Below are 24,094 nucleotides of genomic sequence, written 5' to 3' on the forward strand. Positions count from 1 at the left end.
TGCTCTGGGGATGAGCTGGGAGACGGCGGCGCTGGATCTGCTGGCGGCCGGGGCGCCCACGCCGCTGATCGAGTTCCCCGTCGGGGCGCCCGGGGTCACGCTGCTGCTGAAGGACGAGTCCGCTCAGCCCACCGGCAGCCTGCGGCACCGGCACGCCAGGGCGCTGTTCCGGCAGGCGGTGCTCGACGGGCTGATCACCGAGGGCACCACGGTGGTCGAGGCCACGGGTGGCAACGCGGCCGTGGCCCAGGCGTGGTTCGCCAAGCGGCTCGGCCTGCCGTACATCGTGGTCATGCCCGGCGTGCGCGGCGAGGAGCGGGCACGGCCGGTCGAGGAACTGGGCGGCGAGTGCCGGTTCGTCACGCCGCCGCTGGCGATCTACGACGCGGCGCGGCAGATCGAGGGGCACTTCCTCGACCAGTTCGGGCGGGCGGCCGAGCATGACCTGGCCGCCGAGCTGTTCGCCCAGGTACGTCCTGACTGGGTAGTGGTCGGCGCGGGCACGGGCGCGACCTCGGCGACACTCGGCCGCTGGTCCCGCGACCACGATGGGCCTGGGGCACGAGTGGTGGTTGCGGATCCGGAAAATTCCGCCTATTTCCCCGGCTGGACGCTCGACGCGCTCGACTACGCGACCGGGATGCCGTCGCGCATCGAGGGCATCGGCCGGCCGCGCATCGAACCCGGGTTCCGCCCGGATCTCGTCGATCTGGTCGTCCCCGTGCCCGACGCGGCCGGTGTCGCGGCGGCGCGGCTCATCAGGGAGGTCACCGGGCTGCCCGTGGGCGGCTCGTCGGGGACCGCGCTCTGGGCCGCACTGGAGGTGGTCGAGCGGATGCGCGCCAAAGGTGAGAGCGGCATGATCGTCTCCGTGCTCGGCGACGCCCACCCACGCCATCTGACGACATGTCACGACGAGGAATGGGCTATCGGGAAGGGGCTTGACGTGCGTGAATACGACGCCGAGCTGCGCCGCCGTACCGGCAGCTAGGGCGGCCGCTTCCTCGCCCTCCAAAGACCCTCAGCCACCACGGACCGGTGGGCGCGAGGCCAGGGGGTCGCGTCAGCCCAGCCGATGACTGACCCAGACGTTCGGCTCGATGTAGACGGCGTGATCCTGGGCGACGTCGCAGTACACCGGGCTGAGCGCCCCAGGGACCTCAACCGGCCCGGTCCGGTCGAACGGCAGGCCGGTCCACTCGCGCCACTCGGCGAGCGTGCCCGGTATCACCATCGAGCGCGGCGCGACCTTGACGATCTCCCCGCCGGCCCGTACGTGCACACGCAGCCAGGCATCGTGCGGCAGGCCGTCCTCGCGGGACCTGAAGGCGTACTCCGTCATCGGCGTGTGCGGTTCGAGGTGCTTCTGGTTCGGCCGGACCGGCGCCACCAGCTCCCGGAACCCCAGCCGCGCCGCGTGGTCCCGCATCCCGGCCACCATCGCCGGCGACACCCCCGAGCCCAGCAGGTCTTTCCTGACGGTGATCTCCAGCGCGGAGACGGCGTCAAGGGGGCGGTCCAGCTTGCGGGCCAGCCACCCTCGGCGGATCACCCCGTCCCAGCCGTCATCGGGCAAGTCGCCGGCCGGGAAGGGGATCATGCAGCCCCTGGCCACCATCCGGCCGGGCTCGGCGTCGTCATCGGCCACCAGCACGTAATCGGCGTAGTCCGTCGCCGCGACGGGATAGAAGAGGTCGGCGATCGGGTCGTTGAACATGAAGACCCGCCACGAGTGATCCATCTCCCATAGCGCGGACACGAACTCGGGACGCTCGGCGAGCGTGGTGATCCGGAGCGACATGCGGATTATTGTCACACCTGTCGCGATCTTCCCTCAGCCCATTTCGGCCGGCCGCTGGACGGGCTGGTGCTCGGTCTTGAAGATCAGGGTGGTGTGCAGGTGCACGATCTCCGTACGGATCAGGAACCGCTCCAGGGCCAGCCGGTGCAGGTGGTCGGCGTCGGCCACGGCCACGTGCACCAGGAAGTCCTCGGTGCCCGCGACGTGGAACAGCGTGATCGTCTCTGGGAGCCCCAGCACGAACGTACGCAGCGGGTCCACGATCCGGCTGGTGTGCGGCCGTACGCGCAGGGCGAGCAGCGCCTGGAGCGGTCGGCCGAGCCGGGCCGTGTCGACGGCGGCGCGGAAGCCGGTGATGACCCCGCGGCGGCGCAGCGAACGTACGCGTTCCAGCGCGGTGGAGGGCGCGACGCCGAGCCGCTCGGCGAGATCCTTGTTGGGCAGCCGGGCGTCCTTCTGCAACTCGGCCAGGATCGCGAGGTCGATCGAATCCAGTTCGGCGTTATGCACGATTACCGCCCCTCAATTCGGCAAGGCTAGTCGTACGCCACCCAATTGACGAGTATTTCGAGGTATGTGGAACATCGAGGAGTTCACCGCGGCCGCCGGGATCACGGTCGGCGAGCTGGCGGCCTACGTGGACCGCAGCCAGCGCGGTGACGAGCCCGCGATCAGCCGCCGCCCACCCCGTGAGCTGGCCGAACGGCTGAGGCTCGGCGAGCTGATCGCCAAGGGCGGCATGACGCCCGAAACCTACCGGGACTTCCTGCGGACCTTCCTCGGCGAGGGGACCCGGCTGCACCACCCCGCCTACCTGGGCCACCAGAGCGCCTCGCCCGATTTCCCCGCCGCGCTGGCCGACTTCATCCATGGCGCCACGAACAACCCGATGGCCATCTATGAGATGGGCGCGGCGGCGGCCACGGTGGAGTTCGAGGTGCTGAGGTGGATGCTGGCCAAGGTGGGGTTCCCGGAGGGTGGCGGGGTGCTCACCCATGGTGGCTCGCTGGCCAACCTCACGGCGCTGCTGGCGGCGCGGGCGCGGGCCGTACCCGAGGCATGGGAGGACGGTGTGCCCGGCGACCTGGTGATCCTCGCGCCTGAGTCGGCGCACTACTCGGTGTCGCGGGCGGCGTCGATCCTCGGGCTGGGGCAGCGGGCCATGGTGCCGCTGGCGACAGACCACCTCGGACGCATAGACATCACGAAATTGCCGGATATTTCGGGACGTAGAGTGATGGCGCTGGTCGCGGCCGCCTGCGCCACGGGCACCGGCCTGTACGACGACCTGCGCGCCATCGGCGAGTGGTGCCGCGAGCGGGACGTCTGGTTCCACGTGGACGGCGCGCACGGCGCCTCCGCCCTGCTCGCCGAGGAGCACGCGCACCTGCTCGACGGCATCGAGCTGGCCGACTCGGTCATCTGGGACGCGCACAAGATGCTCCGTACCTCTGCCCTGGCCGCCGCCGTCCTCGTACGCAGGGAGAACGACCTCGACGCGGCCTTCAAGCAGGAGGCCAGCTACCTGTTCTACGGCGAGCGCGGCTTCGACCTCATCGGCCGCACGGTCGAGTGCACCAAGGCCGAGCTCGGGCTCAAGATCTTCCTGAACCTGGCCTGGCGCGGCGAGCGCGGCCTGGGCGAGTACGTCGCACGCCAGTACGCCACGGCCCACCGCTTCTGGGAGCTGGCCCGCCGGCGGCCGGGGTTCGCGCTGCCGTACGAACCGGAGAGCAATATCGTCTGCTTCCGGTACGGCGACGCCGACCACGCGGACCTGCGCGAACGCCTCATGGCGGACGGCGCCTTCTACCTCACCTCGGCCGAGCTCGACGGCGTCCGCCACCTACGCGTCACGGTCATGGCCCCGGCCACGGACGACACCACGCTCGAAGCCCTGCTGGACGCGATCGAGGCCCTTCACGGCGGCTGATCGGCCAGGTCCTTTCTGGGCTCCTGTGCGCTAGCGTCGGCGGCATGACGGAACTCGACCCCAGGCTCCGCGCCATCACGGATCTGAACGTCGCCGACGCCCGCGAATCGGGCGGCAGGCACGAGTACGACGGCAAGATCCAGGACCTGTCGCCGGAAGGCGTACGGGCCGGGCTGGCGCGGCTTGGAGAGGGCGCCGCACCCGCCGACCCGTACGACTCGGCGCATCTGCGCGTCTTCGAGGACGGCCTACGCACCCAGTACGGCGAGCTGGAGCTGCACCGGAGCAATCCGCTGCCGCATCTGGCGAACCTCGACCTGGCCTGCTACGACCGCGACTACGCGCCGCAGGCCGAGCGCGAGGCCGCCAAGGCCGCGCACCTGGCGCGCTGGCCGGAGGCGGTGACGTACGCGATCGCCGCGCTCGACCGGGTCAGCGCGCCCGTCGCGAGGTCGCTGGTCGCACCCGTACAGGGACTGTCCGCCGGTGTCACGGACGAGGCCGCGCTTGACGCGCACGGCCTGCTGGTCGCGCACATCGAGCGGGCGGCGGCGGTCGGCGACCCCGACGCGTCGCTCGGTGGCGACGCGCTGGCCCGGCTGATGGGCGACACCGAAGGGCTCTCCGTCGACCTCGGCAGGCTGGCCGAGCGCGCCGACGCCGAGCGCGACCGGCTCATGGCCCTGCTCACCGAGTCCTGCGCCAAGCTGGGGCGGCGAGGCGAGGCGCCGCTGGACGTCGTACGCGAGCTGGTCAAGCAGCACCCCGACGCCGACGGCGTCATCGAGGCGGCCAGGATCGGCACCGAGAAGGCCCTCGCGTTCACCCGCGAGAAGGACCTGGTGCCCTACCACGACGGCGAGTGCCTGGTCGGCCTGGCGCCTCCGTCGCGCCGCTGGGGGATGGCGATGATGTCGTGGAACTCTCCCGGCGAACCGGAGGGCCCCTCCTGGTACCACATCACCCCGCCCGACCCCGCTTGGCCCGCGCAGGACGCCGAGGAGTGGCTGGAGGTGTTCAGCGACACCACGCTGCCCGCGATCAACGTGCACGAGGTCGCTCCCGGGCACTTCTCGCACGGCCGCGCCCTGCGCCGGGCCGGCTCGGACGTGCGGCGGCTGCTGCACTCGATGGCGTTCGCCGAGGGCTGGGCGCATTACGCCGAGGAGCTCTGCGTCGAGGAGGGGTTCGAGGCCCAGGACCCGCGTGTCGAGATCGGGGTCTGGATGGAGGCGTTGATCCGGGTCACGCGGCTGGCCTGCGCCATCGGCGTACACACCGGGCAGATGACGGTCGAGGACGGTGCCAGGCGTTTCGGGTCCGACACCCACCTGGCCGGACCGGCCGCGCTGTCGGAGGCGAGGCGGGCCACGTTCGACCCCACCTACGGCCGCTACACCTGGGGCAAGCTGCTCATCCTCGACCTGCGTGAGCAGGCGCGCAAGGAATGGGGCGCGGGCTTCACGCTGCAGCGCTTCCACAAGGCCCTGTTCGACCTGGGCTCGCCGCCGCTGGGGCTGATCGGCAGCATCCTCTAGGATCAGCCCCGGGCTGGTCGGGAGCATTCTCTGGGGCCACCCCCCGATACACTTGGGGCACCGCATTCGCTTTGGGGGGTCCTCTCGGTGTCTGAGTTCGACACAGTGCTCGTCGTCGACTTCGGCGCGCAATACGCGCAGCTGATAGCCAGGCGGGTCCGTGAGTGCCACGTCTTCTCCGAGATCGTCCCCTCGACGATGCCGGTCGAGGAGATGCTGGCCAAGAAGCCGAAGGCGATCATCCTGTCCGGCGGGCCCTCCTCGGTCTACGCCGAGGGCGCGCCCGCCGTGCCCCAGGGGCTGTTCTCGACAGGGGTGCCGACGTTCGGCATCTGCTACGGCTTCCAGGCCATGGCCCAGGCGCTGGGCGGCGAGGTCGCCCAGACGGGCGTCGCCGAATACGGCGGCACCGACCTCGACGTGCTCAGCGAGGGCGTGATCTTCGCCGGGCTGCCCGCCGCGCAGAAGGTCTGGATGTCCCACGGCGACAGCGTGGCCACCGCTCCCGAGGGCTTCACGGTGACCGCCTCGACCCAGCAGACGCCCGTCGCCGCCTTCGAGGACGCCGGGCGCGGTCTCTACGGCGTGCAGTTCCACCCTGAGGTGCTCCACTCCGAGCACGGCCAGGCGGTGCTCAAGCACTTCCTCGACGCGGCGGGCTGCCGCCCGACCTGGACCATGCTCAACATCGTCGAAGACGCCGTCGAGGCGGTCCGCCGGCAGGTGGGCGACGGCCGGGCGATCTGCGCGCTGTCCGGCGGCGTCGACTCGGCGGTGGCCGGCGCGATGGTCCAGCGAGCCATCGGCGACCGGCTGACCTGCGTGTTCGTCGACCACGGCCTGCTGCGCAAGGGCGAGGCCGAGCAGGTCGAGCGCGACTTCGTCCGCGCCACGGGCGTCAAGCTCCGCGTCGTCGACGCCGCCGACCGCTTCCTCAAGGCCCTCGAAGGCGTCAGCGACCCCGAGGAGAAGCGCAAGATCATCGGCCGCGAGTTCATCCGGGTCTTCGAGGACGAACAGCGCGCCATCATGGCCGACGGCCCCGTCGACTTCCTGGTGCAGGGCACGCTCTACCCCGACGTGGTCGAATCCGGCGGCGGCACGGGCACCGCCAACATCAAGTCACACCACAACGTCGGCGGCCTGCCGGAGGACCTGCAGTTCAAGCTCGTGGAGCCGTTGCGGACCCTGTTCAAGGACGAGGTGCGCCGGGCGGGCGAGGAGCTCGGCCTGCCGGCGGCGATGGTCTGGCGCCAGCCGTTCCCCGGCCCCGGCCTCGGCATCCGCATCGTCGGCGAGGTCACGCGGGAGCGCCTCGACCTGCTGCGCGAGGCCGACGCGATCGCCCGCGAGGAGCTGTCGCGCGCCGGTCTCGACCGGGAGATCTGGCAGTGCCCGGTGGTGCTGCTGGCCGACGTGCGGTCGGTGGGCGTGCAGGGGGATGGGCGTACGTACGGGCATCCGGTGGTGCTGCGGCCGGTGACGTCGGAGGACGCGATGACGGCCGACTGGTCGCGGGTGCCTTATGACGTGCTGTCCCGGATCTCCACCCGGATCACGAACGAGGTCCGCGACGTGAACCGGGTGGTGCTCGATGTGACGAGCAAGCCGCCGGGCACCATCGAGTGGGAGTAATGTCGCAGCGCTGATTGGGCTGCGTGCCTGCGAAGCCAAGGTCATGCCGGTGCTACCGCTGCAGTGTGGATGCCCGTCGGGCCGATGTGCCTGTCGCACGGCCGGTCACGCGCAGTCCGCAGCCGCCACGCTGCTGCTCGCGGGCGCTTCGGAGGTGACCATCGTGGTGGTCGCACGCCGCATTCGCACTGACTTCCAGAGATCGCTTGTGGAAGCATCCCTTCAGCGGATTCTCGCTGACCGGGAGTACTCCCTGGACATCTGTCCCGCCACAGGCGGCGATTGTCGACTGCCGCTGGTGACGTCGTAGGCCCGAGCTTGTAGCCCAATGGGCGGGTCCGCGGGTGCCTCATAACATGCTGTCCCGGATCACGAACGAGGCGGGGGCGGCGGTCAGGACAGTGGCATCGGTGCCCTGGCCTACCTGATGCTGCTGTCCGCCGACGCTGACCGCTGGGGCCGCTCAGCCCGCCACCGACCACGTTCGCCGTCGCGCCAGGGCATCGCCGGCCTGGTCACTCGGACCCGACCTGGCAGAGCCAACCCGCAGCAGACCGGTTCAAGGCCGGAGGCAGGCGAAGCGCTCAGTTTGGGGCCGCTTGCCTCTTTGACCGATAGTACGGTTAGCGATATATATCGGATATGCCGCTACGTGAACAGAGTTATCTCGTGCTGCTGGCCCTTTCCGAAGGCCCATTGCACGGTTACGGCGTGATCAAAGCCGTGCGCGAGCTGTCGGAGGACCGCATACGCCTCGGCGCGGGCACCCTCTATGGCGCGCTTGATCGCCTGACCGAAGCAGGGCTCGCCCGTGTGGCCGGCGAAGAGGTCGTGGACGGCCGGCACCGTCGCTACTACGAGCTGACCGGTCAGGGCGCCGAGCTCCTGACCGAGGAGACCGCCCGCCTGACCCGCCTGGCCGCCACCGCGCAGCGCCGCCTCGGCGCCCGACTCCAACCCGGGACGTGATCATGGATACCTACGAGCGCCGCTGCCGGCTCCTGGCGCGGGCCTATCCGCTCCGATATCGGCAGACGCGGGGCGAGGAGTTGATCGGCACGCTGCTGGACCTGGCGAAGCCGGAGCAGACCAGGCCGACCCTGCGCGACTCGCTCGACGTCGTACGTGGCGGTATCGCACTGCGCCTGCGCGAACGTCCGCCACTGTGGCACTGGGCGCTGTATCGCCTGTTCCACAAGCGCCTTCCCTACGCCTACCGCTGGTGGGCACGCGACGACCTGCTCGATTCGCGCTACCTGGCGCGGCAGTGCGCGACATTGCTACTCGCGACCTCACCCCTGTGGGCCTTCATCGGGCTCATGCCCATCGAATTGGTCTACACGGTGATCTCCTGGCCGCTCATCCGTATGCTCGGCTTCCTCCCGCAGCGATCCCTGCGCCTCTACCAGCTGAGGAGACACGGATTCAACCTAGAGGCGCAAGGCAACTCGCGATAGGCGGCCAGCAAGTCGGCGGCGCCGACGTCGACGGCAGAGCGCAGGAGTAGATCCACGGTCGGCTCCTGTCGCCGGGCTGGAGGGATCCGGGCGATCTCCGCGTATCTGAGGGTGAGGCCCTCGTCCGTCGGCTCCCTCGGTACCACGACCGCGTTGGCCGGTGCGCTCGGCACATTCGCGCAGCAGCTCTGTCTGCCCGTACTGCCGGAGAAGGTGCACCACCGTCCACTCGCCGAACCAGTCCTCCGCGTCACGCAGGATTCGTTCGGCGAGGTCGGCCCTGCCCTTGCGCAACACGTAACCGATGAACGGAACGCCGGCGCGTCGCGACGCCGTAGGTGCGTTCCAGCTTCCGCGCGAGACAGACACAAGGCCACAAGCTGGCACCCCAATCGCGCACAAGCCACGCAAACCTGAAAGCGTGGGTTGGGCACGACGGTGACCGGCTAAAACATGAAGGTCCCTCTGGTTGTGGCCGTTCGACATCCGTTTTCTTGACACATCGTTGTCACGATCGTAGTGACAGATGGTCAAGTTTCGCTCATTCTCTGTTATGGTCACTTCTTGCCCCGATTTTGGGACAACCTTTACCTAAGGAGGACCATGAGGAACACTCCGAGAATCGTCGCTGTCACCACGGTGCTCGCGGCGGCCACGGCCCCCTTGCTGGCGCTCTCGTCTCCGGCGATGGCCGAGCAGCCCGCCAAGACCGTCCAGTCTGCCCAGAGCCTGCCGCTGAGCTGGCTCTCCCTCCAGGGGCTCACCGAGTCCGCTCACCTGCAGCGCATCAAGCAGTTGCTGGGTACGGGTTATGTTCCCTCGGCGTTGAGCGTGACCAACGCGGCCAACCCGGAGTACACCTCCGTATGGGTCAAGGACGCCACCCGCAAGGTGAACGTCCTGCAGGACCTGTCGGTCACCGACCTGCCGAAGCGCATCGCCGAACAGCAGCAGCTGGGTTTCCAGCCCACCATGATCACTGGTACGGGTACGGGCACGGGCGCCATCTTCGCGGCGGTCTTCGAGAAGACCACGCGCAAGCTCCAGTCCAAGACCAACCTGACCAAGGAAGCCTTGGCGACCGTCAACACCCAGCTCGGCGCCGCCGGCTACCAGATTTCCTCGCTGGACGTGTACGGCACGGCCGAGAAGCCGCTCTACACGGCCGTTTGGGCTGCCGGAGCCGTCACGGGAACCCTTCAAGTGACTACCGGCCAGACCGTGGAGCAGCGCGGCAAGGAGCTCCTGGCGCGGGCGAAGCAGGGTCTGAGCCCTGTCGCCATGGCGGTCGAGCCCGGCAAGCTCTACACCACCGTGTGGGGCAAGGCCAACTCGACCGGTCTGAAGGAGTACCTGCAGCTGTCCAGCGTGACCTACAAGCTCAAGTCCCTTGAGCTGAAGGGGCTGGGCTACCACCCCATCGTCACGAACGTCGAGGACAACGTCTACGCGGGGATCTGGAGCAAGAACTAGGCGTTCGGTGGCCCGCCGCTGTCGGTGGTGGCGTCGAGTTCGCCCACCAGGCGGTCGCCGTACAGGATCGGCAGCGCGAAGTATCTCCACCGGCGCTTGTGCGTCTAAAGCCGGCCGTCGACCTCAAAGAGCTCGACGGCCGGCTTTGTCGGCCTATGGTGCCTCGCGGGGCATCAGGGCGACGATCGGCCGGCCGGGACGGCGTCTCCGTTGGCGGGCGACTTTCCGGGATCTCCGGCATGGAGCGCTTCAAACGCGGGCGCTACCGCAGTTGGTCGCGGCGGCGGGTGAGGTACGCGGTCTCGCCGGTGTTGCCGGCCAGCTCGATGGCCCGGTCATAGGCCGCGCGTGACTGCTGACTTCGGCCCAGCCGGCGCAGCAGGTCGGCGCGGGTGGCGTGGTAGGCGTGATAGCCGGTCAACGCCTCGGCGAGGCGGTCGACGATGGCCATTGCCACCTCCGGCCCGTCGAGCTCGGCCACGGCGATGGCCCGGTTGAGGGCGATGATCGGCGAGGGGTCGAGGCGGACGAGCTGGTCGTAGAGGGCGAGGACCTGCGACCAGTCGGTGTCGCGGATGTCGCGGGCGGAGGTGTGCACCGCGTTGATCGCCGCGAGAATCTGATAGCGGCCCGGAGCCACCCCGGCGGCGGCAGCGGCCAGGCGCTCGCGTACCAGCCGATGACCTTCGGCGATCAGTTCCGCGTCCCAGGCGCCGCGGTCCTGCTCGGCCAGGGGGACCAGTTCGCCGCCGGCCGAGACCCGGGCGGGGCGGCGGGCCTCGATGAGCAGCATCAGCGCCAGCAGGCCGGCCACTTCTCCGTCCTGCGGCAGGAGCACGCGGATCAGGCGGGTGAGCCGGATCGCCTCGGTGGTCAGGTCGTGTCGTACGGGATCGGTGTCGGGACCGCTGGCCAGGTAGCCCTCGTTGAAGACGAGGAACAGGACGGCCAGGACACCGGAGACACGAGCCGGCAGATCGTCGGCGGACGGCATCCGATAGGGGATGCGAGCCGCCTTGATCTTGGCCTTCGCGCGGGTGATCCGCTGCTCCAAGGTGGTCCGCTGCGCCAGGAAGGCACGGGCGATCTCGGGCACGGTAAGACCGCCGACCATGCGCAGCGTCAACGCCACGCGCGCTTCCATCGCCAGCGCCGGGTGACAGCAGGTGAAGATCAGCCGGAGCCGGTCGTCGTCGATGGTGCCCAGCGGCTCGGGCGGGTTGACGTCGTACACCATCTGGGCCTCCTTATGCTTGTCGTCGCGTTTGTTCTCGCGCCGGATCCGGTCGATGGCCTTGCGGTTGGCGGTGGTGGTCAGCCACGCGCCCGGATTGGGGGGCAGGCCGTCGGCCCGCCACCGCTCGACGGCGGTCGCGAACGCCTCGGCCGCTGCCTCCTCGGCGATGTCGAGGTCGCCGAAGCGTCTGGTCAGTGCGGCCACCACCCGCGCCCACTCGTCGTGGTGGGCCCGGGTGATCGCCTCCTCGATGTCGCTCACTGGAACGGCCGCACCTCGATCTTCCGATCGCAGATCTTCGACGCCTCGGCGGCGAGCTTGAGCGCCACATCCAGATCGGGGGCCTCCCACACCCAGACGCCGGCGAGGTACTCCTTCGACTCCACGAAGGGCCCATCGCTGAACACCGCCTGCTCGCCCCGGTTGTCGATGACCGTGGCCGCGTCTGTGTCCGCGAGTCCGCCCGCGAAAACCCAGTAGCCCTCGGCGATCAGTCGTTCGTTGAACGCGCTGATGGCAGGCTGCCTGTCCGTGCTGCCGGGATTGCTTTTGTCATCGATCACGGAAACCAGGTAACGCATCTGAAGATCATCTCCTGTGGTGGCAAGACAGCGTCGTTCGGTGGTAGGGACTTCAGGCCGTCGCATTCATGGTCGCGGTTCCTCTGCCTTGGCGCTGCCCCATGCGGGCGGCCTCACCCCTGCTACGAACACCACCAGGCCGATCCGACACCTCCTCCCGGACTTCTTCGCAGAATTTTCCGGATAGTCGGCCGCCGACGTCGGCCACGGTGCTAGCGCATCAGCCAGGCCTGGTCGGCGGAGTCCCGGCACGTCCACTGGATGATCCATTTGCCCGGCTTGCGTTCGGCCTTGCCGACCGCCAGGCACATGTCGGTGGCTCGGTTACGCAGTCGCTGGTGCTCGTCGTAGATCCACTCTTGCTCGGTTCCGCCGTCGGTGCACGGCCACTGGATCGCGTATTTGCCCTTGACCTGGACGCCGCGTGCGATCGCCAGGCACATGCCGGTCTTGGCGTTGATGACCTTGCCCTTGCGGTAGATCCACTGCTGGTCCTTGTTGGTGGAGCAGGTCCACTGGATGACCTTCTTGCCGGCCCGTACTTCGCTCTTGCCTACGGCCAGGCAGAGTTCGGTGGCCGCGTTCATCAGGCGCGACCTGCTCGCACTGCTCGCCGCCGAAGCGGGGGCGGCGGCCAGGGACAGCGCCATGGCGGCTGTCGTGGCGATGGCGAAAAGCTTCTTGGGGGTGGCGTCCATGTCGACGACCTTCCTGAGAGGTGTTGATCGCTATGACGCGCACAATTCCCGTTTTGTTGGGATATCCGGCTCATAATGACTTCGCGGGTGGGCGGGCGGTTCACGCCCCGGCGGCTCGGCGTGCTCTCCCGGGGATGGGCTCTGTAGCCCTCTCAGCGCTGCCAGGCGCAAGCCCACTACCTCAGGATCGAGCGCAGGTCGCGGGGCAGAACGTGGCCTCGGGGTAGCGCGACGACGGCTTGTCCAGAAGGGGCTGTCGCCGCCCCTTCAGGTGCAGGTCGAGAAAGGCCGCCACGTACGTACGGGTGAGCTCGGCGGCACGGGTCGCGGGCAGGATGCCGGGCAGAGGCTTGATGCCGAGGGCGTCCGACAGCAGCGGGGTGTCGGTGAAGGACTGGTGTTCGGTGCCCGTCAGCACGATCCAGCGCTTCCATCCGGTGAGCAGCTTCCAGTCGCGGTCCCACGTGGGAGCGTGGCCTCCGGAGACGTGCTGCGCCGAACCCAGGAACATGAACGGCCGGGAGAACCCGCTCTTGGGGATCCGCGCGTACGCGGTGCCGTCCATGTCGACCCCGGCCCGCACCCGGGAGTCTTCGAGCATGGTCGCCATGGCGCTGGACCCGCCGATCGACTGACCGACCATCGCGATGCGAGAGCGGTCGATCCGGTCGGAACCGTCCCACTTCGCGGGCAGTTGGTCGAGCACGAACGAGACGTCGGCGGCCCGGCCCTGGACCAGTCCGGCGCCGAAGCCGGGGTCGGAGTTGCTGTCGCAGGCGAGGCATTCGGCGACCCGCCCGTCGGGGAAGGTGGTGGCGTAGCTTTCGTAGGTGTGGTCGATCCCGGCCACGACGTACCCGCGGCTGGCCAGGTCCTCGGCCAGGGAGGTGAGGGTGCTCATCGGCTTGGTGAAGCCGGGTGAGAGCACCACCAGCGGCAGCCTCTTTCCTGCGGGTTCGGCGTCCTCGATGGCGTTCGTCCGGGTCTTGCTCAGCGTGTCGTACGGCGCGCTCGCGATCTTGGAGCCTTTCAGGAGGAGTTCCGATTCCCTGGGTGTCATGTACGGCGCGCGCTGCCCGTCGTGCCGCGCGGTCGGATACCACAGGGTGACCTTGAGCTCTCTGGCTTTGGCGTCGAGGTTCCAGGGGTCGGGGCGGGAGCTGTCCTTTAGGTAAAGGGCGCTGGTGCCGACCGGGTGGGAGCCGGTGGGGGCGGGCAGGGTGGCCGGGCCGGTCGGCGTGGCCGACGAGGCGGCGGCTCGGGGCGGCGTGGGGGCGGAGCAGGCGGACGCGGCGAGGACGGCCAATCCCGCGGCGACGGCCAGGATCTGTCTCATGGAGGGTCCCTTCACTGGTGCAGCAGGGCCAGGGCCTTGGCCAGGGCGGGGTCACGCTCGGCGGCCGCGTCCTCGGGGCTCAGGGGCACGTAGTGGTCGGGCGGCACTCCGATCCGGTCGATGACCTCGCGGCTCGGCCCCAGGTGGTGTGTGGCGGGAAAGCTCAGCAGGGTGTTGTTGCGAAGGCGGTACGCCTGCGCCGGGCCGGAGATCACACCGGCGGTCCGCGTCCCGACCAACCGGCCGAGACGTAGGTCCTTGACCGCGGAGCTGAAGTGCTCGCAGGCCGAGGCGCAGCCGCGGTCGATGAGCACCATCAGCGGCAGGTTGACCAGCTCCACGGTGTCGTCGGTTCGCGAGGCCGCGCACGTGCCGGCCACGGTGCAGTGGTAGGCGGTGACCTTGCCGTGGATGAACGCGCTCAGCAGCCGGGTCGTCTCCACTGGGTTGCCGTCGCTGTTGCCGCGCAGGTCCAGCACGACGCCGGACAGCGTCCGGCCTCTTCGCAGACTGGAGATCGCCCGCAGGACCCGATCCGCGGAGTCGGGTACGAATTCGGTCACGCGTACGTAGGCGATGTCGTCGGTCAGCAGCTTCGACCGCACCACTCGCAGGGCGCTCAGGTCCCGCTGGTAGAGGCCGGGCTGGAGCGTCACGCTCCAGCGGCGGCCGGTGCTCTGCCGCAGGAGGCGCAGCCGGACGGGGCGCGCCTCCGGATACCGGGGGTAGAGGGCGGCTATCGCGGGTGTGGCCTCGCCGTCGATGAAGGGCGCCGATTCGTTGATCGATTGGATGATGTCGCCCGGGCGCAGCCCGGCGGCCCGCGCCGCGCCACCGAGCGCGGCGGTGATGAACAGCGGCGGTACGGCGGCGCCGAGGTTGCCGTCGGCCTGCGAAGCGTCGATGTTCGCCGCGAGACCCAGGCCGTAGCCGTCGCCGTCGTAGTAGTCCGGCGACTGCTTGACGTCGTGCGTCCAGCCGGCCCGGTCGTCGCCGAGAGCGGCCACGATGGCTTCGAGGGTGACGACGGCCAGCCGATCTCGCAGGTCGGGCACCTGATCGATGATCTTCTGGTAGGCGAGCTTGAAGGCGGCCCAGTCGGCCTTCCTGTCGCCGGTCAGCGCCGGCATGGCAGCCTCGGGCAGGTCGCGCCCATCGCGGTTGAGCTCGTGGGTCAAGGCGGTGAATCCGGCGGTCAGCAGCGAGCGGGCGTCCAGTGTGGCGCCGCTGTAGTAGTTGCCGAGGATGCAAAAGTACGCCTGCTCGATGACGTCGATCGTGGTGGGCGTCTCCGCCTCGGGCGCTCCCTGGGGCGGCGCGCAGACCGTACCCGCCGTCGTGCCCGCCTTGCCGCGCGGCGGCGCCGGCGCCGTACAGGCCGCCGCCAGGAGGAGGGCGAGCCCGGCGGCCGCGATCCTGACGGTCATGACATGCCTCTTCGTACCTGCCGGAAGCCGAGCCAGGTGAGGCCGAGGGTGAGCAGGGCGTAGATCCCGGTCTCGATCCACTGGAAGGGCCAGAAGCGCTCCAAGGGCTGGTAGGTCGCCTGTTGCCGGTAGCCGAGCCGGTTGAGCTCCGCTACGCATGTGTCCCTGCCCTGTGCTCCTGCTGGTGCGCAAGGGCCCGACGTCGTGGAGACCGGGATGGACCGCGCGATCGTCGAGGACGGCCCGGAGGCTCCATCGGCGCCGACGACGGTACGTCCGGAGGGATCGAGGAGATCGCTGGACAGGACCCAGGCGCCCGCGTGGCCGGGCACGGCCGACGTACTCAGGAAGATCTGCACGCCGCCGCCTTCCTGCCCTTGCGGAACGAGGCCGTTCACGTTCGTCCGGCCGAGCTCGAACGTCGACGTGACCAGGGGCATCAGGTGGGGCCGGACCAGCCAATGCCGGAGCTTGACGGTCGGAATGGCTGAGTGCCGTGATGGTCGGCAACGCGCTAAAGAATCCAGTGGAGTGCTCAGGACGCGTTCACCGAAAGGGTGCGGCCGTGGGCGGGGCCTTCCACCGCGTCCACGTAGACGTGCGCGACGTCCGCCGCCGGCGTACCAGCGACGGGATCCATGCCCAGCTCGAGGAGGGTCTCGCGCACCCAGCCGGGACTGACGGTGTTCAGGCGGACGCCCCGCGGCATCTCGATCGCGGCAGCATGTACGAACGCCTCCAAGCCCGAGTTCACCAGATACCCGAGCGAACTCCCCGGAACAGGCTCCGCGAACCGCCCGCTGGTGAGCGTGACCGATCCGCCATCCCACACGTGAGTGAGCGCTCGCCGGACCAGGTTCACCTGCCCGACCAGCTTCCCTTCGAGCCCGTCGCCCCAGAAGTCCGCGTCCGAGCGCGTGTCCAGCGGTGACAGGCCGCCGCTCGCCGCGCAGCACGCCACCGCGTCCACCTGGCCGACCTGCGCGAAGAGGGCGTCGATCGACGCGGCGTCGGTCATGTCCACCCGTACAGGGCCTCGGCGCGACGCGCGTACCACCTCGTGGTGGCGCGCCTCCAACGCCTCGGCGACCGCACTTCCGATGGTCCCTGTCGCACCGATCACAATGATCTTCACTATTTCTCCCGTTCCGTCTGAAGCGAACCGGGAACCAGACTGCGGCCGACGGTGAGCCTCATCCAGCCCTCCGCCGGGGGTACACCTGGCAGGTGCAGGCTCCACGGCCGCTGGTCCGTGACACTGGGAGATATGGACGTACATGGTGAACTGGGCGAATTCTTGCGGTCGAGGCGGGCGCGGCTGCAGCCCGAGGACGCCGGGCTTCCCACGTTCGGGGGACGCCGCCGGGTGCCTGGCCTGCGGCGTGAGGAGCTGGCTCAACTCGCCGGGGTGAGTGCCGGCTACTACACCCGTCTCGAACAGGGCCAGAGCCCCAACGCCTCCGACGCCGTGCTCGACGCCGTCGCCCGGGTCCTGCGCCTGGACGAGGCCGAACGCGCCCACCTCTACTCACTGGCCCGGCCGAAGGCGAGGACCCGGCGCCGGGCGGTCAAGTCTGAGCGGGTACGACCGGGCGTACAAGTCATGATCGACTCGTTCAGGGACGTACCCGCGCTGGTCATGGGGCGCTTCCTCGACGTGCTCGCGTGGAATCCGATGGCGCACGCGCTGCTGGCCGGGCACCTCGACTTCGACGCGCCGAGCCGGCCCGCCGAACGCCCCAACATCGCCCGCATGCTGTTCCTCGACCCCCACATGCGCGAGCTGTACGGCGACTGGACGCGCAAGGCGCGCTCCACCGTCGCCGACCTGCGGCTGATCGCGGGCCGCTATCCCGGTGCCCCGGGCCTGACCGGTCTCGTAGGCGAGCTGACGGTCGGGAGCCCGGAGTTCGCGAAACTGTGGGCCGCGCATTCCGTCGGCGACTGCGGCACCGACACGCGGACCTACCACCACCCCATGGTGGGCACTATGGCGCTCATGGCCGAGTTCATGGCCCTGCCGAACGACGAAGGGCAGCGTGTGGCCGTGTTCAACGCCGAACCGGGCTCGGCGTCCGAGGCCGCCCTGCGGCTGCTCCAAGCCGCGGACTGGTAAAGCTCGTCGAACGGTTACGGCTTCTGTCCGGCCCGGTCGACGACGCCCACGACGGTGCGCGTGAACGCCAGCCAGACGGTTCCCTTCTCGACGCTCCACAGCAAACGCGAGGGAACCGGAACGGACTTGCCGTCCTTGACGGTGAACACCTTCTCTCCCAGTCGCGGGTTTCGCTCCTCGTGATCCGCCACTGCGGTCTCGCGCCTGCCTCGGAAGGCGTACGTCGACGGGTCCAGCAGGACCTCGCGTTTGAGCCACTTGTCGGAGACGCGAGAGACCGACAGCGCCGGACGGCCTTCGTCATCCACCGCCGACTCGTTCACCGTCACGCCGGAGAGCTTGGCCATCGCCTTGAAGATGGCGGCCTCCTGGGCCGGCGGGGGGACGTTCTGCTCCAGGGTCACGGAGAACCGCAGGAAGATCCAGTCGTCCTGATCTCCGCCCCGCACAGCGTGTATCTTGCGGAACTTGGCCAGCAGTTTGTCGGGGTCGGTGGGCAGCGCGGCCACCATCGAGTAGGTGTTCTCCGGCGTCCGCTCTCCGGGGTTGGTGGTCATCAGCTTGCCACCCGTCATGTAGCCGACCCGCTTGCCGTCGGCGCGCGTCCAGAACTCCTTGATCGTGCTCGTCAACGGCGTCCGCGGCGTGAGCCGCTTGTCCATGAGGCCCTTGCCGTGGCTCCGCACCCGCATCTCGGTGTAGATCCACTGATTGTCGCGGGGCGGCGTGAAGTCCTTCTTCTGTACCGTCGCCGCGATCCTGGTGAGCACCACCTGCGCGTTGGCGGCGGGGAGCGTCGGCTGTCCTTCTCCTCCTCCCACGGACTGGAACACGGTCGCCCCCGTCGCGATCACCACCGCCGAGGCGGCCACCGCCAGCGCCCGCATCGCCCACCTGCGCTTGGGGCGGGGCCTGGCGGCTCGCGCCAAGAGGGCGGCCCTGGCCGCTGACTGCGCGGCGGGCGAGGGGGGATTCGGGCGGTCCCAGGCCTCGCGCAGCGTCTCCAAATCGTTCATGACGCGTCCTCTCCCAGTACGGCCTGGATCTTCCTGCGGGCCCTGTGCAGCCGTGAGCGCGCCGTTCCTGCTGGAATGCCGAGCGCGCTGCCCGCCTCCTCGGAGGTGAGCTCGGCCCAGGCGATCAGGAGCAGCACATCCCTGTCGCCGTCGGCGATCTCGGCCAGGGCCTGGGCGAGCCGGGATTTGCGCGCGCCCGCGTCCACCACCCCGGCTACTCGGTCGGCGTGGTCCTCCATGGGTTTTTCCGTGCCTGCTTTGGCCAGCGCCCGGTACTGGCGTACTTCGGCGCGGCGGTGCCGGGCGATGAGGTTGGAGGTTATGCCGTACAGCCAGGGCCGCGCGTCGGGACGTGCGAGGTCGTAGCCGGTGCGCTTGTCGAAGGCGATGAGAAACGTCTCCGCGGCGATGTCGTCGGCTAAGGCGCTGTCCAGCCTGCGTGCGGCGTAGTCGTGGATCTCGGGGTAATAGCGGTCGAAGATGGCGGAGAAGCGTTCGGGCTCCCCCCACGACTGTTCGATGATCACGGCGTCGCCGATCTGCGCGGGCAGCGCCCGTGACATCGCGATCACCTCTCGGTCCTTGGGTTCACACCTCTCCTTCACCGATCGAGCGGGAAGTGTTCACGACTGGCGTGAAGCGGCTTTGACGAAGGGTTGTAACAGTGGGTCATGGTGTGTGACCATCAGCGACATGCTTCACAAGAACACCGCTGTAACGCCGCGCGAGGTCCTCGACCGGATCGCCGGGAAGTACGCGATCCAGATCCTCGTGGCGGCGTCGGACGGGCCGGTCAGGTTCACCGACTTGGAACGACGCATCGAGGGCATCAGCCGCCGGATGCTCACCCTGACCCTGCGCGCTCTCGAACGTGACGGCCTGCTCGAACGTACGGTCTACGCCACCGTCCCGCCCATGGTCGAGTACGCGGCCACGCCCATGGCGTTGGAGCTCCACGAGGCGATGCTGACCTTCACCGACTGGTCGATCAGGCACAGCGCGAGCGTGGCGGAGTCCCGCGAGCGCTACGACGCTCGCCACGCGGCCGCCGGCTGACGAGCTAAGCCGGCGTCTCCGCCTGCTCGGCCGAGGTCGAGGTCGAGGTCGACGCCGGTTCCCGAGGGGGCAGGCGCCGGACGAGCCGGCCGATGGAGGCGATGAGCAGCGGGACCAGCAGGACGCCGATGAGGATCGGTGAGGCCATGTACCGGAAGTCCTGGGCGGAGATGTTGGCCAGGATGGCGAGCTGCTGCCCAATCACCGGCGCCGCCACGGCGATCACGTAGCGGTTGCGTTGTGCCAGCGCGCCCAGGGCCACAGCCAGATAGGACAGGTAGCACCAGAACGCACCCCGCCACAGCAGCCAGTCATACTGCGGCTGCTCGGCGGTGGCCAGCCACGAGCTCGCCCGCTGGTAAAGCTCCTGCGACATCGGCCTGAGCGAGTAGACCCAGCGGCCCTGGAAGTCGGGCACCTTGTTGGGTCCCACGTAGGTGTCGGCGTTGGGGCGGAGCGAGAACCGGTAGGTCCGCCCGCCTTGGACCGTGTCGTCCCCGAACAGCTTCCAGGCGATCGCGCCCCGGCACAGCCTGGCGTCGACCACCATCGCGGGCTGAGCGAGGAGCAGGCGTTTCCAGAGGTCCAGCAGCTCACCGGCGTGCGCGTCGGCCTGCGGCCAGCTGAAGTCGCGCCGCCAGATCAGCGGGTTGATCGTGTAGCAATTGCCGCCCTCGGTCCACCTGGTCAGGGGCGCGACGGCCGTCATGAGGGTCTTGTCCTGCTCGGTGAACAGCTCCGGATGGTCCCGGTACGCGACGGCGATGTCGCCGAAGGCCGTGTGGTAGACGTACGTCTTCGACGGGGCAGCGATGCCGAGCTGGGGGAAGAGCAGGTTGTTGAGCAGCAGCGGGATGGCCGCCGCCACCGTGCCGACCAGGGCCAGCCGTACGCGCATGGCCGAGACGACCACGAGCAGCACGACGATGGCGACGCCCACGATGAGGAAGCCGTTCGCCCGGAACAGCCCCAGGACGGTCATCAGCAGGCCCAGCCCGAGCAGCCTGCGGTAGGTGACGGTACGGTCGGCGGCCATCGCGGCGCAGGCGGCCGTGATCGCGACCGCGCAGATCGTGAACGGCACGTCCTTCCAGAGCGTGACCGTGAACGCGCCGGCCGTGGGCACCAGCGGCAGGAGCACCGCCACCACCGTCGTCGACCTGCGCGGCGCGCCGAGGTTCTTGAGCGCTTCCGTCAGGTAGGTGAGCGCCGCCGCCATGGCCGTGGTCTGCAGGAACGTGACCGCGCCAAGGTCGCCGGTGGTCCTGAAGCTGAGCCACAGCAGCGAGTCGTAGAGGACCGAGTGATCGCTCACCCAGGGACCGACGAGGGTATGGCTTAGGTAGAGGACCGAATCGCGGCTGAACAGCCCGGGATAGAACGCCGCCCACCAGCAGGCGAGAACGGCCTGAATAGCGACGAACGTTCCGAGTGGCACCCATCGCCGGCGCTTGGCGATTTCGATCTGCATGGCTCCCGATCCAGGCGGTTCAGGGGTAACTCACCCCGGCTTCCATCCCCTTGCCGCGCTCCAGCGTCGGCACGGTGACGAGGTGGTAGCCGCGCTTCTTGAGCTCCTTGATGATCGCCGGCATGGCTTGTACGGTCTGCGGCACCACGTCATGCATGAGTATCACGCCGTCGCGCTTGGCCAACCTGAACACGGCCGCCTTGATTTTCGCTACGTTACGCAGCTTCCAGTCGAGCGTCGTGCCGGTCCACAGCACCTGCGAGAGGTTCTGCGACCCCGCCAGGCCCAGCACCCGGTCGTCGGTGGCCCCGTACGGCGGGCGGAACATCTTCGGCAGCGTCCCCGTCTGCTCCTTGATGAGTTCCTGGGTGTTCTGGATCTCGGCCAGGATCTCGTTGTCGAGCAGCGTGGGCAGCGACGGATGCGAATAGGTGTGGTTGCCGATGGCGTGGCCTTCGGCGGCTTCCCGTCTGACGATGCTCGGATATTTCTCCACCTGCGCGCCGACCAGGAAGAAGGTGGCTTTGACACGTTCCTTTTTGAGCAGGTCGAGCAGCTTCGGCGTATGGACGCTCGGGCCGTCGTCGAAGGTCAGGGCCAGACATTTGACCCGGCTGCAATCGATCTCCGCGTGAGCGCTCGTCGCGGGGAGTGACGTCAGTGCTAATGACGCCGCAAGTATGCCGTGAATCACCACATGCGCTAGCTTATGGCCAAAGTCGCCGCTGGAAGACTCTTAGATCGTTCCCATATATGACGCGGTGCGCGGTGCGGGACACCTCCAGAGCGAGCCGGTTCTCCGCCGCCCAGTCCTCGATCGTGCTGATCGGCACCGGGTGGATCCACTCGCGGGCGACGATCAGATCGTGGATCCGGCAGGCGGCGTTGCGCCACAAGGGCCGCGCGCTCATGTCCGTGTAGACGAGCAGGCCACCGGGCCGTACCGCGGCGCAGGCCCGGTCGAACACCGCCCGCTGCGCCGGAATCGGCACATGGTGGATGACGTCCTGCATGTGGACCACGTCATAGGAGCGGGCCGGCCACGGCGAGCGGGCGTCGCGGTGCTCGAAGCGCAGTGTCGAGCCGCTGTCGCGCAGGCGGACGGCCATCCGCCCGGCCAGCCCGATCGCGACCGGGCACGGGTCGAAGCCGTGCCCTTGGACGCGTTTCCCGCGCGCCGCCATGAGGCCGAGCATCAGCCCGGAGCCGCACCCGATGTCGAGCACGCTCGCGCCGTCCGGCACGTACCCGATCGTCTCCTCGAACGGGCAGGCCAGCACGCGCAGCCGCTGCTTGAGCCGCAGGGCCCGGGGCGCGTCCGCGTACAGCCGCCCCGCGTCCTCGAGCAGCAGGCTCCGATCGAGCGACACGCCGGTCTCCTAACTCTCGAGGCGGGCACGCAGGAACAGCGTCACGCCCCTGAGCGAACCGACCGGCAGGCACCTCTCCAGCCTGACGACCGCGGACAGGCCGGCGTTGACCAGTGGGGGCACCGGCCGCAGGGCGTTGCCTGTGGACGAGTGCCGGTGCCGGGCGATCAGCGGGCGCAGGAGTACGTTCCAGCTCCACAGCCGCTCGACGCGCAGGCCCGCCTTCTCGACCACGCCGGTCAGCGAATCGCGGCAGTAGCGGCGTACATGGCCGACGGCATAGTCGTGGGCCGACCACAGCGACATGTCGCAGGGGACCGCGATCAGCGCCCGCCCGCCCGGCCGCAGCACCCTGGCGATCTGCTCGGTGGCCAGGTAGTCCTCCTCGATGTGCTCCAGCACGTCCAAGGCGGTCACGAGGTCCACGCTCCCGGACTCGACCGGCAGGTCACGCGCGTCCGCCTGTACGGCCCGCAGCCCGCGACCCCTGGCCACCTCCACCGCGAGTTCGGAGCAATCGGTGGCGGTCGCTTCCCAGCCCTCCTCGACGAGGACCAGGGTGTTGCCGCCACCGGCCGCGCCGACGTCGAGCGCCCGGCCCGGTCGCAGGCGGCGTACCTCGGCACGGAGGATGGCCCGGCGCTCCCGGTACCACCAGTGGTTGTCTTCGAGCGCGGTCATGCGGCGGATCTCTTGTGCTCGCATCTCGTTCATCTCTTCGGGAGGACCCACCGGTCGAGTGCGGCGAAGCGCAGCAGGGTGAGCAGGCAGTACGTGCCGACGGCGGTGGTCGCCTCGAACACGCGGCCGCCCGGTGGCGGCAGGCCGAGCACCGCCATGGTGGTGATGGCGTAGTCGGCCAGGAAGGCCGGCACGGTTCGGACGCGTGGCGCCGTACGGTGACCGCCGAGCACGTTGACCGTCCAGCGGCGGGCCTCGGCGCCGGCGAAGCCGGTGAGCAGCAGCGCGGCGAGGTTGGCCGCCGCGGCGGGCCAATGCTCACGCAACGGGAGATAGAGCAGCGCGTAGAGGACTGTCGAGAACCCGCCGATCAGGGCGAACGACCCCAACCTGGCCAGCGTCACCGCGCGCGGCCGGGCGACGACCGCGTCCGGGTGCGTGGGCGTGGGCTCCGTCTCGTTCGTCAACTTCAGCGCCGCCTTGCCGGTGGACATCGACCGCGCCACCCTGGCCAGCCCTCTGAGGTCCTCGACCGCCGTCCTGATGATGCGGACGCGCGAGTCCAGGTCCTCGACCCAGTCCACCGGCACCTCGTGGACGCGCAGGCCGTTGTGCTCGGCCAGCAGGAGCAGCTCGGTGTCGAAGAACCAGCCGTCGTCCTCGACGCGGTCCAGGAGCGGCCTGATCACGTCCGTTCTGGCGGCCTTGAAGCCGCACTGGGCGTCGCTGAAGCCGACGCCGAAACCGTACCGGAGCAGGGCGTTGTACCCGCGCGAGACCAGCTCCCGCCGCAGCGACCTGCGGGTACGGGCGCCGCGCGCGAGCCGGGTGCCGATCGCGACCTCGGAATGGCCGCTGGCGAGCGCGGCCACCATCGGGAACAGCGCGCCGAGCCCGGTCGACAGATCGACGTCCATGTACGCGACAATGTCGGCCGGGCTGTCGCGCCAGGCGGCCTTCAACGCCGCACCACGGCCCCTGGTCTCCAGCCTGCGGGCATGCACCTGCGGGAACTCGCGCGTCAACCCCCGGGCGACCCGCCAGGTGCCGTCGATGCTCCCGTTGTCGACGATCGTGATGCGCCACGGCAGCGGGAAGGAATCGCCGAGGAACGCGTTGAGCGTCCTGATGCAACCGGGCAGTGCCTTTTGCTCGTTGAGCACCGGAATGACGATGTCCACGGTCGCCAAGGTGACCGGTTCGCCGAGAACGGCCGGGCTCCTGTCCATGGCGGAACGCGTGTTCATAGGGGAATGCTGCTGCTGCCG

General features: G+C 69.3%; 25 protein-coding genes. 9 read left to right on the forward strand and 16 right to left on the reverse strand.

Annotation, left to right across the window (positions count from 1 at the left end; translation table 11 throughout):
• Positions 1-10: 10 nt before the first annotated feature.
• On the forward strand, positions 11-991 hold the full coding sequence (locus AB0B64_RS23255; RefSeq protein WP_358179537.1) for a pyridoxal-phosphate dependent enzyme: 981 nt from the start codon (positions 11-13) through the stop codon (positions 989-991).
• Between the two features lie 72 nt (positions 992-1,063).
• On the opposite strand, the gene AB0B64_RS23260 is transcribed toward AB0B64_RS23255, so the two are convergent.
• Both AB0B64_RS23260 and AB0B64_RS23265 read right to left on the reverse strand, forming a co-directional pair.
• Positions 1,064-1,801 carry an N-acetyltransferase gene (locus tag AB0B64_RS23260; protein WP_358179539.1) on the reverse strand — a complete coding sequence of 246 codons (738 nt, stop codon included), beginning with the start codon at positions 1,799-1,801 and terminating at the stop codon, positions 1,064-1,066.
• Positions 1,802-1,834: 33 nt separating this feature from the next.
• Positions 1,835-2,311 carry an Lrp/AsnC family transcriptional regulator gene (locus tag AB0B64_RS23265; RefSeq protein ID WP_357948368.1) on the reverse strand — a complete coding sequence of 159 codons (477 nt, stop codon included), beginning with the start codon at positions 2,309-2,311 and terminating at the stop codon, positions 1,835-1,837.
• Between the two features lie 64 nt (positions 2,312-2,375).
• On the opposite strand from AB0B64_RS23265, the gene AB0B64_RS23270 reads away from it, so the two are divergent.
• From AB0B64_RS23270 to AB0B64_RS23295, 6 genes are all read left to right on the forward strand, one after another.
• The gene (locus tag AB0B64_RS23270; RefSeq protein WP_358179541.1) at positions 2,376-3,734 is read left to right on the forward strand and encodes a pyridoxal-dependent decarboxylase; all 1,359 of its coding nucleotides are present in this window, start codon (positions 2,376-2,378) and stop codon (positions 3,732-3,734) included.
• 44 nt (positions 3,735-3,778) lie between these two features.
• Positions 3,779-5,272 (forward strand): DUF885 family protein, encoded by a 1,494-nt coding sequence (locus tag AB0B64_RS23275; RefSeq protein WP_357948373.1) that lies wholly within the window; start codon positions 3,779-3,781, stop codon positions 5,270-5,272.
• A gap of 87 nt (positions 5,273-5,359) precedes the next feature.
• The gene (gene guaA / locus AB0B64_RS23280) at positions 5,360-6,907 is read left to right on the forward strand and encodes a glutamine-hydrolyzing GMP synthase (protein ID WP_357948376.1); all 1,548 of its coding nucleotides are present in this window, start codon (positions 5,360-5,362) and stop codon (positions 6,905-6,907) included.
• A gap of 642 nt (positions 6,908-7,549) precedes the next feature.
• Complete coding sequence (locus AB0B64_RS23285; RefSeq protein ID WP_358179543.1) at positions 7,550-7,876, forward strand: helix-turn-helix transcriptional regulator; 327 nt, start codon at positions 7,550-7,552, stop codon at positions 7,874-7,876.
• A gap of 2 nt (positions 7,877-7,878) precedes the next feature.
• Positions 7,879-8,364, forward strand: a complete 486-nt coding sequence (locus AB0B64_RS23290; RefSeq protein ID WP_358179545.1) for a hypothetical protein — start codon at positions 7,879-7,881, stop codon at positions 8,362-8,364.
• Positions 8,365-8,967: 603 nt separating this feature from the next.
• The gene (locus AB0B64_RS23295; protein ID WP_358179547.1) at positions 8,968-9,837 is read left to right on the forward strand and encodes a hypothetical protein; all 870 of its coding nucleotides are present in this window, start codon (positions 8,968-8,970) and stop codon (positions 9,835-9,837) included.
• Positions 9,838-10,099: 262 nt separating this feature from the next.
• On the opposite strand, the gene AB0B64_RS23300 is transcribed toward AB0B64_RS23295, so the two are convergent.
• The 7 genes from AB0B64_RS23300 to AB0B64_RS23330 form a co-directional block, all read right to left on the reverse strand.
• A complete protein-coding gene (locus AB0B64_RS23300) occupies positions 10,100-11,335 on the reverse strand; it encodes a DUF6596 domain-containing protein (RefSeq protein ID WP_358179549.1) in 1,236 nt (411 codons plus the stop codon).
• Positions 11,332-11,655: a YciI family protein gene (locus AB0B64_RS23305; protein ID WP_357948390.1), complete on the reverse strand. Its 324-nt coding sequence runs from the start codon at positions 11,653-11,655 to the stop codon at positions 11,332-11,334. Before AB0B64_RS23305 ends, AB0B64_RS23300 begins: the two co-directional genes overlap by 4 nt.
• 212 nt (positions 11,656-11,867) lie before the next feature.
• The gene (locus AB0B64_RS23310; RefSeq protein ID WP_357948393.1) at positions 11,868-12,353 is read right to left on the reverse strand and encodes an RICIN domain-containing protein; all 486 of its coding nucleotides are present in this window, start codon (positions 12,351-12,353) and stop codon (positions 11,868-11,870) included.
• Positions 12,354-12,534: 181 nt separating this feature from the next.
• A complete protein-coding gene (locus AB0B64_RS23315) occupies positions 12,535-13,689 on the reverse strand; it encodes an alpha/beta hydrolase (RefSeq protein WP_357948396.1) in 1,155 nt (384 codons plus the stop codon).
• 11 nt (positions 13,690-13,700) lie between these two features.
• Complete coding sequence (locus AB0B64_RS23320) at positions 13,701-15,116, reverse strand: S41 family peptidase (protein WP_358179551.1); 1,416 nt, start codon at positions 15,114-15,116, stop codon at positions 13,701-13,703.
• Complete coding sequence (locus AB0B64_RS23325) at positions 15,113-15,556, reverse strand: hypothetical protein (protein ID WP_358179553.1); 444 nt, start codon at positions 15,554-15,556, stop codon at positions 15,113-15,115. The genes AB0B64_RS23320 and AB0B64_RS23325 overlap by 4 nt, the downstream gene beginning before the upstream one ends.
• Before the next feature lie 95 nt (positions 15,557-15,651).
• On the reverse strand, positions 15,652-16,251 hold the full coding sequence (locus AB0B64_RS23330; RefSeq protein ID WP_357948405.1) for a short chain dehydrogenase: 600 nt from the start codon (positions 16,249-16,251) through the stop codon (positions 15,652-15,654).
• A 132-nt stretch (positions 16,252-16,383) separates the two neighbouring features.
• Here AB0B64_RS23330 and AB0B64_RS23335 point away from each other — a divergent pair, with 132 nt between their 5' ends.
• Complete coding sequence (locus AB0B64_RS23335; protein WP_358179555.1) at positions 16,384-17,232, forward strand: helix-turn-helix transcriptional regulator; 849 nt, start codon at positions 16,384-16,386, stop codon at positions 17,230-17,232.
• A gap of 14 nt (positions 17,233-17,246) precedes the next feature.
• On the opposite strand, the gene AB0B64_RS23340 is transcribed toward AB0B64_RS23335, so the two are convergent.
• Together AB0B64_RS23340 and AB0B64_RS23345 are read right to left on the reverse strand one after the other, a co-directional pair.
• Positions 17,247-18,248, reverse strand: a complete 1,002-nt coding sequence (locus AB0B64_RS23340; protein WP_358179557.1) for a CU044_5270 family protein — start codon at positions 18,246-18,248, stop codon at positions 17,247-17,249.
• Positions 18,245-18,811: an RNA polymerase sigma factor gene (locus AB0B64_RS23345; protein WP_357949474.1), complete on the reverse strand. Its 567-nt coding sequence runs from the start codon at positions 18,809-18,811 to the stop codon at positions 18,245-18,247. The genes AB0B64_RS23340 and AB0B64_RS23345 overlap by 4 nt, the downstream gene beginning before the upstream one ends.
• A gap of 130 nt (positions 18,812-18,941) precedes the next feature.
• Between AB0B64_RS23345 and AB0B64_RS23350 the strand changes: the two genes are divergently transcribed.
• A complete protein-coding gene (locus AB0B64_RS23350) occupies positions 18,942-19,304 on the forward strand; it encodes a helix-turn-helix domain-containing protein (protein WP_357948413.1) in 363 nt (120 codons plus the stop codon).
• Positions 19,305-19,308: 4 nt separating this feature from the next.
• On the opposite strand, the gene AB0B64_RS23355 is transcribed toward AB0B64_RS23350, so the two are convergent.
• Genes AB0B64_RS23355 through AB0B64_RS23375 form a run of 5 tightly spaced genes read right to left on the reverse strand, consistent with a single transcriptional unit; the run spans position 19,309 to position 24,073 of the window.
• Positions 19,309-20,775, reverse strand: a complete 1,467-nt coding sequence (locus AB0B64_RS23355; protein ID WP_357948415.1) for a hypothetical protein — start codon at positions 20,773-20,775, stop codon at positions 19,309-19,311.
• A 19-nt stretch (positions 20,776-20,794) separates the two neighbouring features.
• On the reverse strand, positions 20,795-21,472 hold the full coding sequence (locus AB0B64_RS23360) for a polysaccharide deacetylase family protein (RefSeq protein ID WP_357948418.1): 678 nt from the start codon (positions 21,470-21,472) through the stop codon (positions 20,795-20,797).
• A 10-nt stretch (positions 21,473-21,482) separates the two neighbouring features.
• Entirely contained in the window at positions 21,483-22,145 is a 663-nt protein-coding gene (locus tag AB0B64_RS23365; protein ID WP_358179559.1) for a class I SAM-dependent methyltransferase, read from the reverse strand.
• 9 nt (positions 22,146-22,154) lie between these two features.
• A complete protein-coding gene (locus AB0B64_RS23370) occupies positions 22,155-22,850 on the reverse strand; it encodes a class I SAM-dependent methyltransferase (RefSeq protein WP_357948423.1) in 696 nt (231 codons plus the stop codon).
• 5 nt (positions 22,851-22,855) lie between these two features.
• The gene (locus AB0B64_RS23375; protein ID WP_358179561.1) at positions 22,856-24,073 is read right to left on the reverse strand and encodes a dolichyl-phosphate beta-glucosyltransferase; all 1,218 of its coding nucleotides are present in this window, start codon (positions 24,071-24,073) and stop codon (positions 22,856-22,858) included.
• Between the last annotated feature and the right edge of the window lie 21 nt (positions 24,074-24,094).

The sequence above is a fragment of the Nonomuraea sp. NPDC049129 genome (genome assembly GCF_040648495.1).
Taxonomy (GTDB): Bacteria; Actinomycetota; Actinomycetes; order Streptosporangiales; family Streptosporangiaceae; genus Nonomuraea.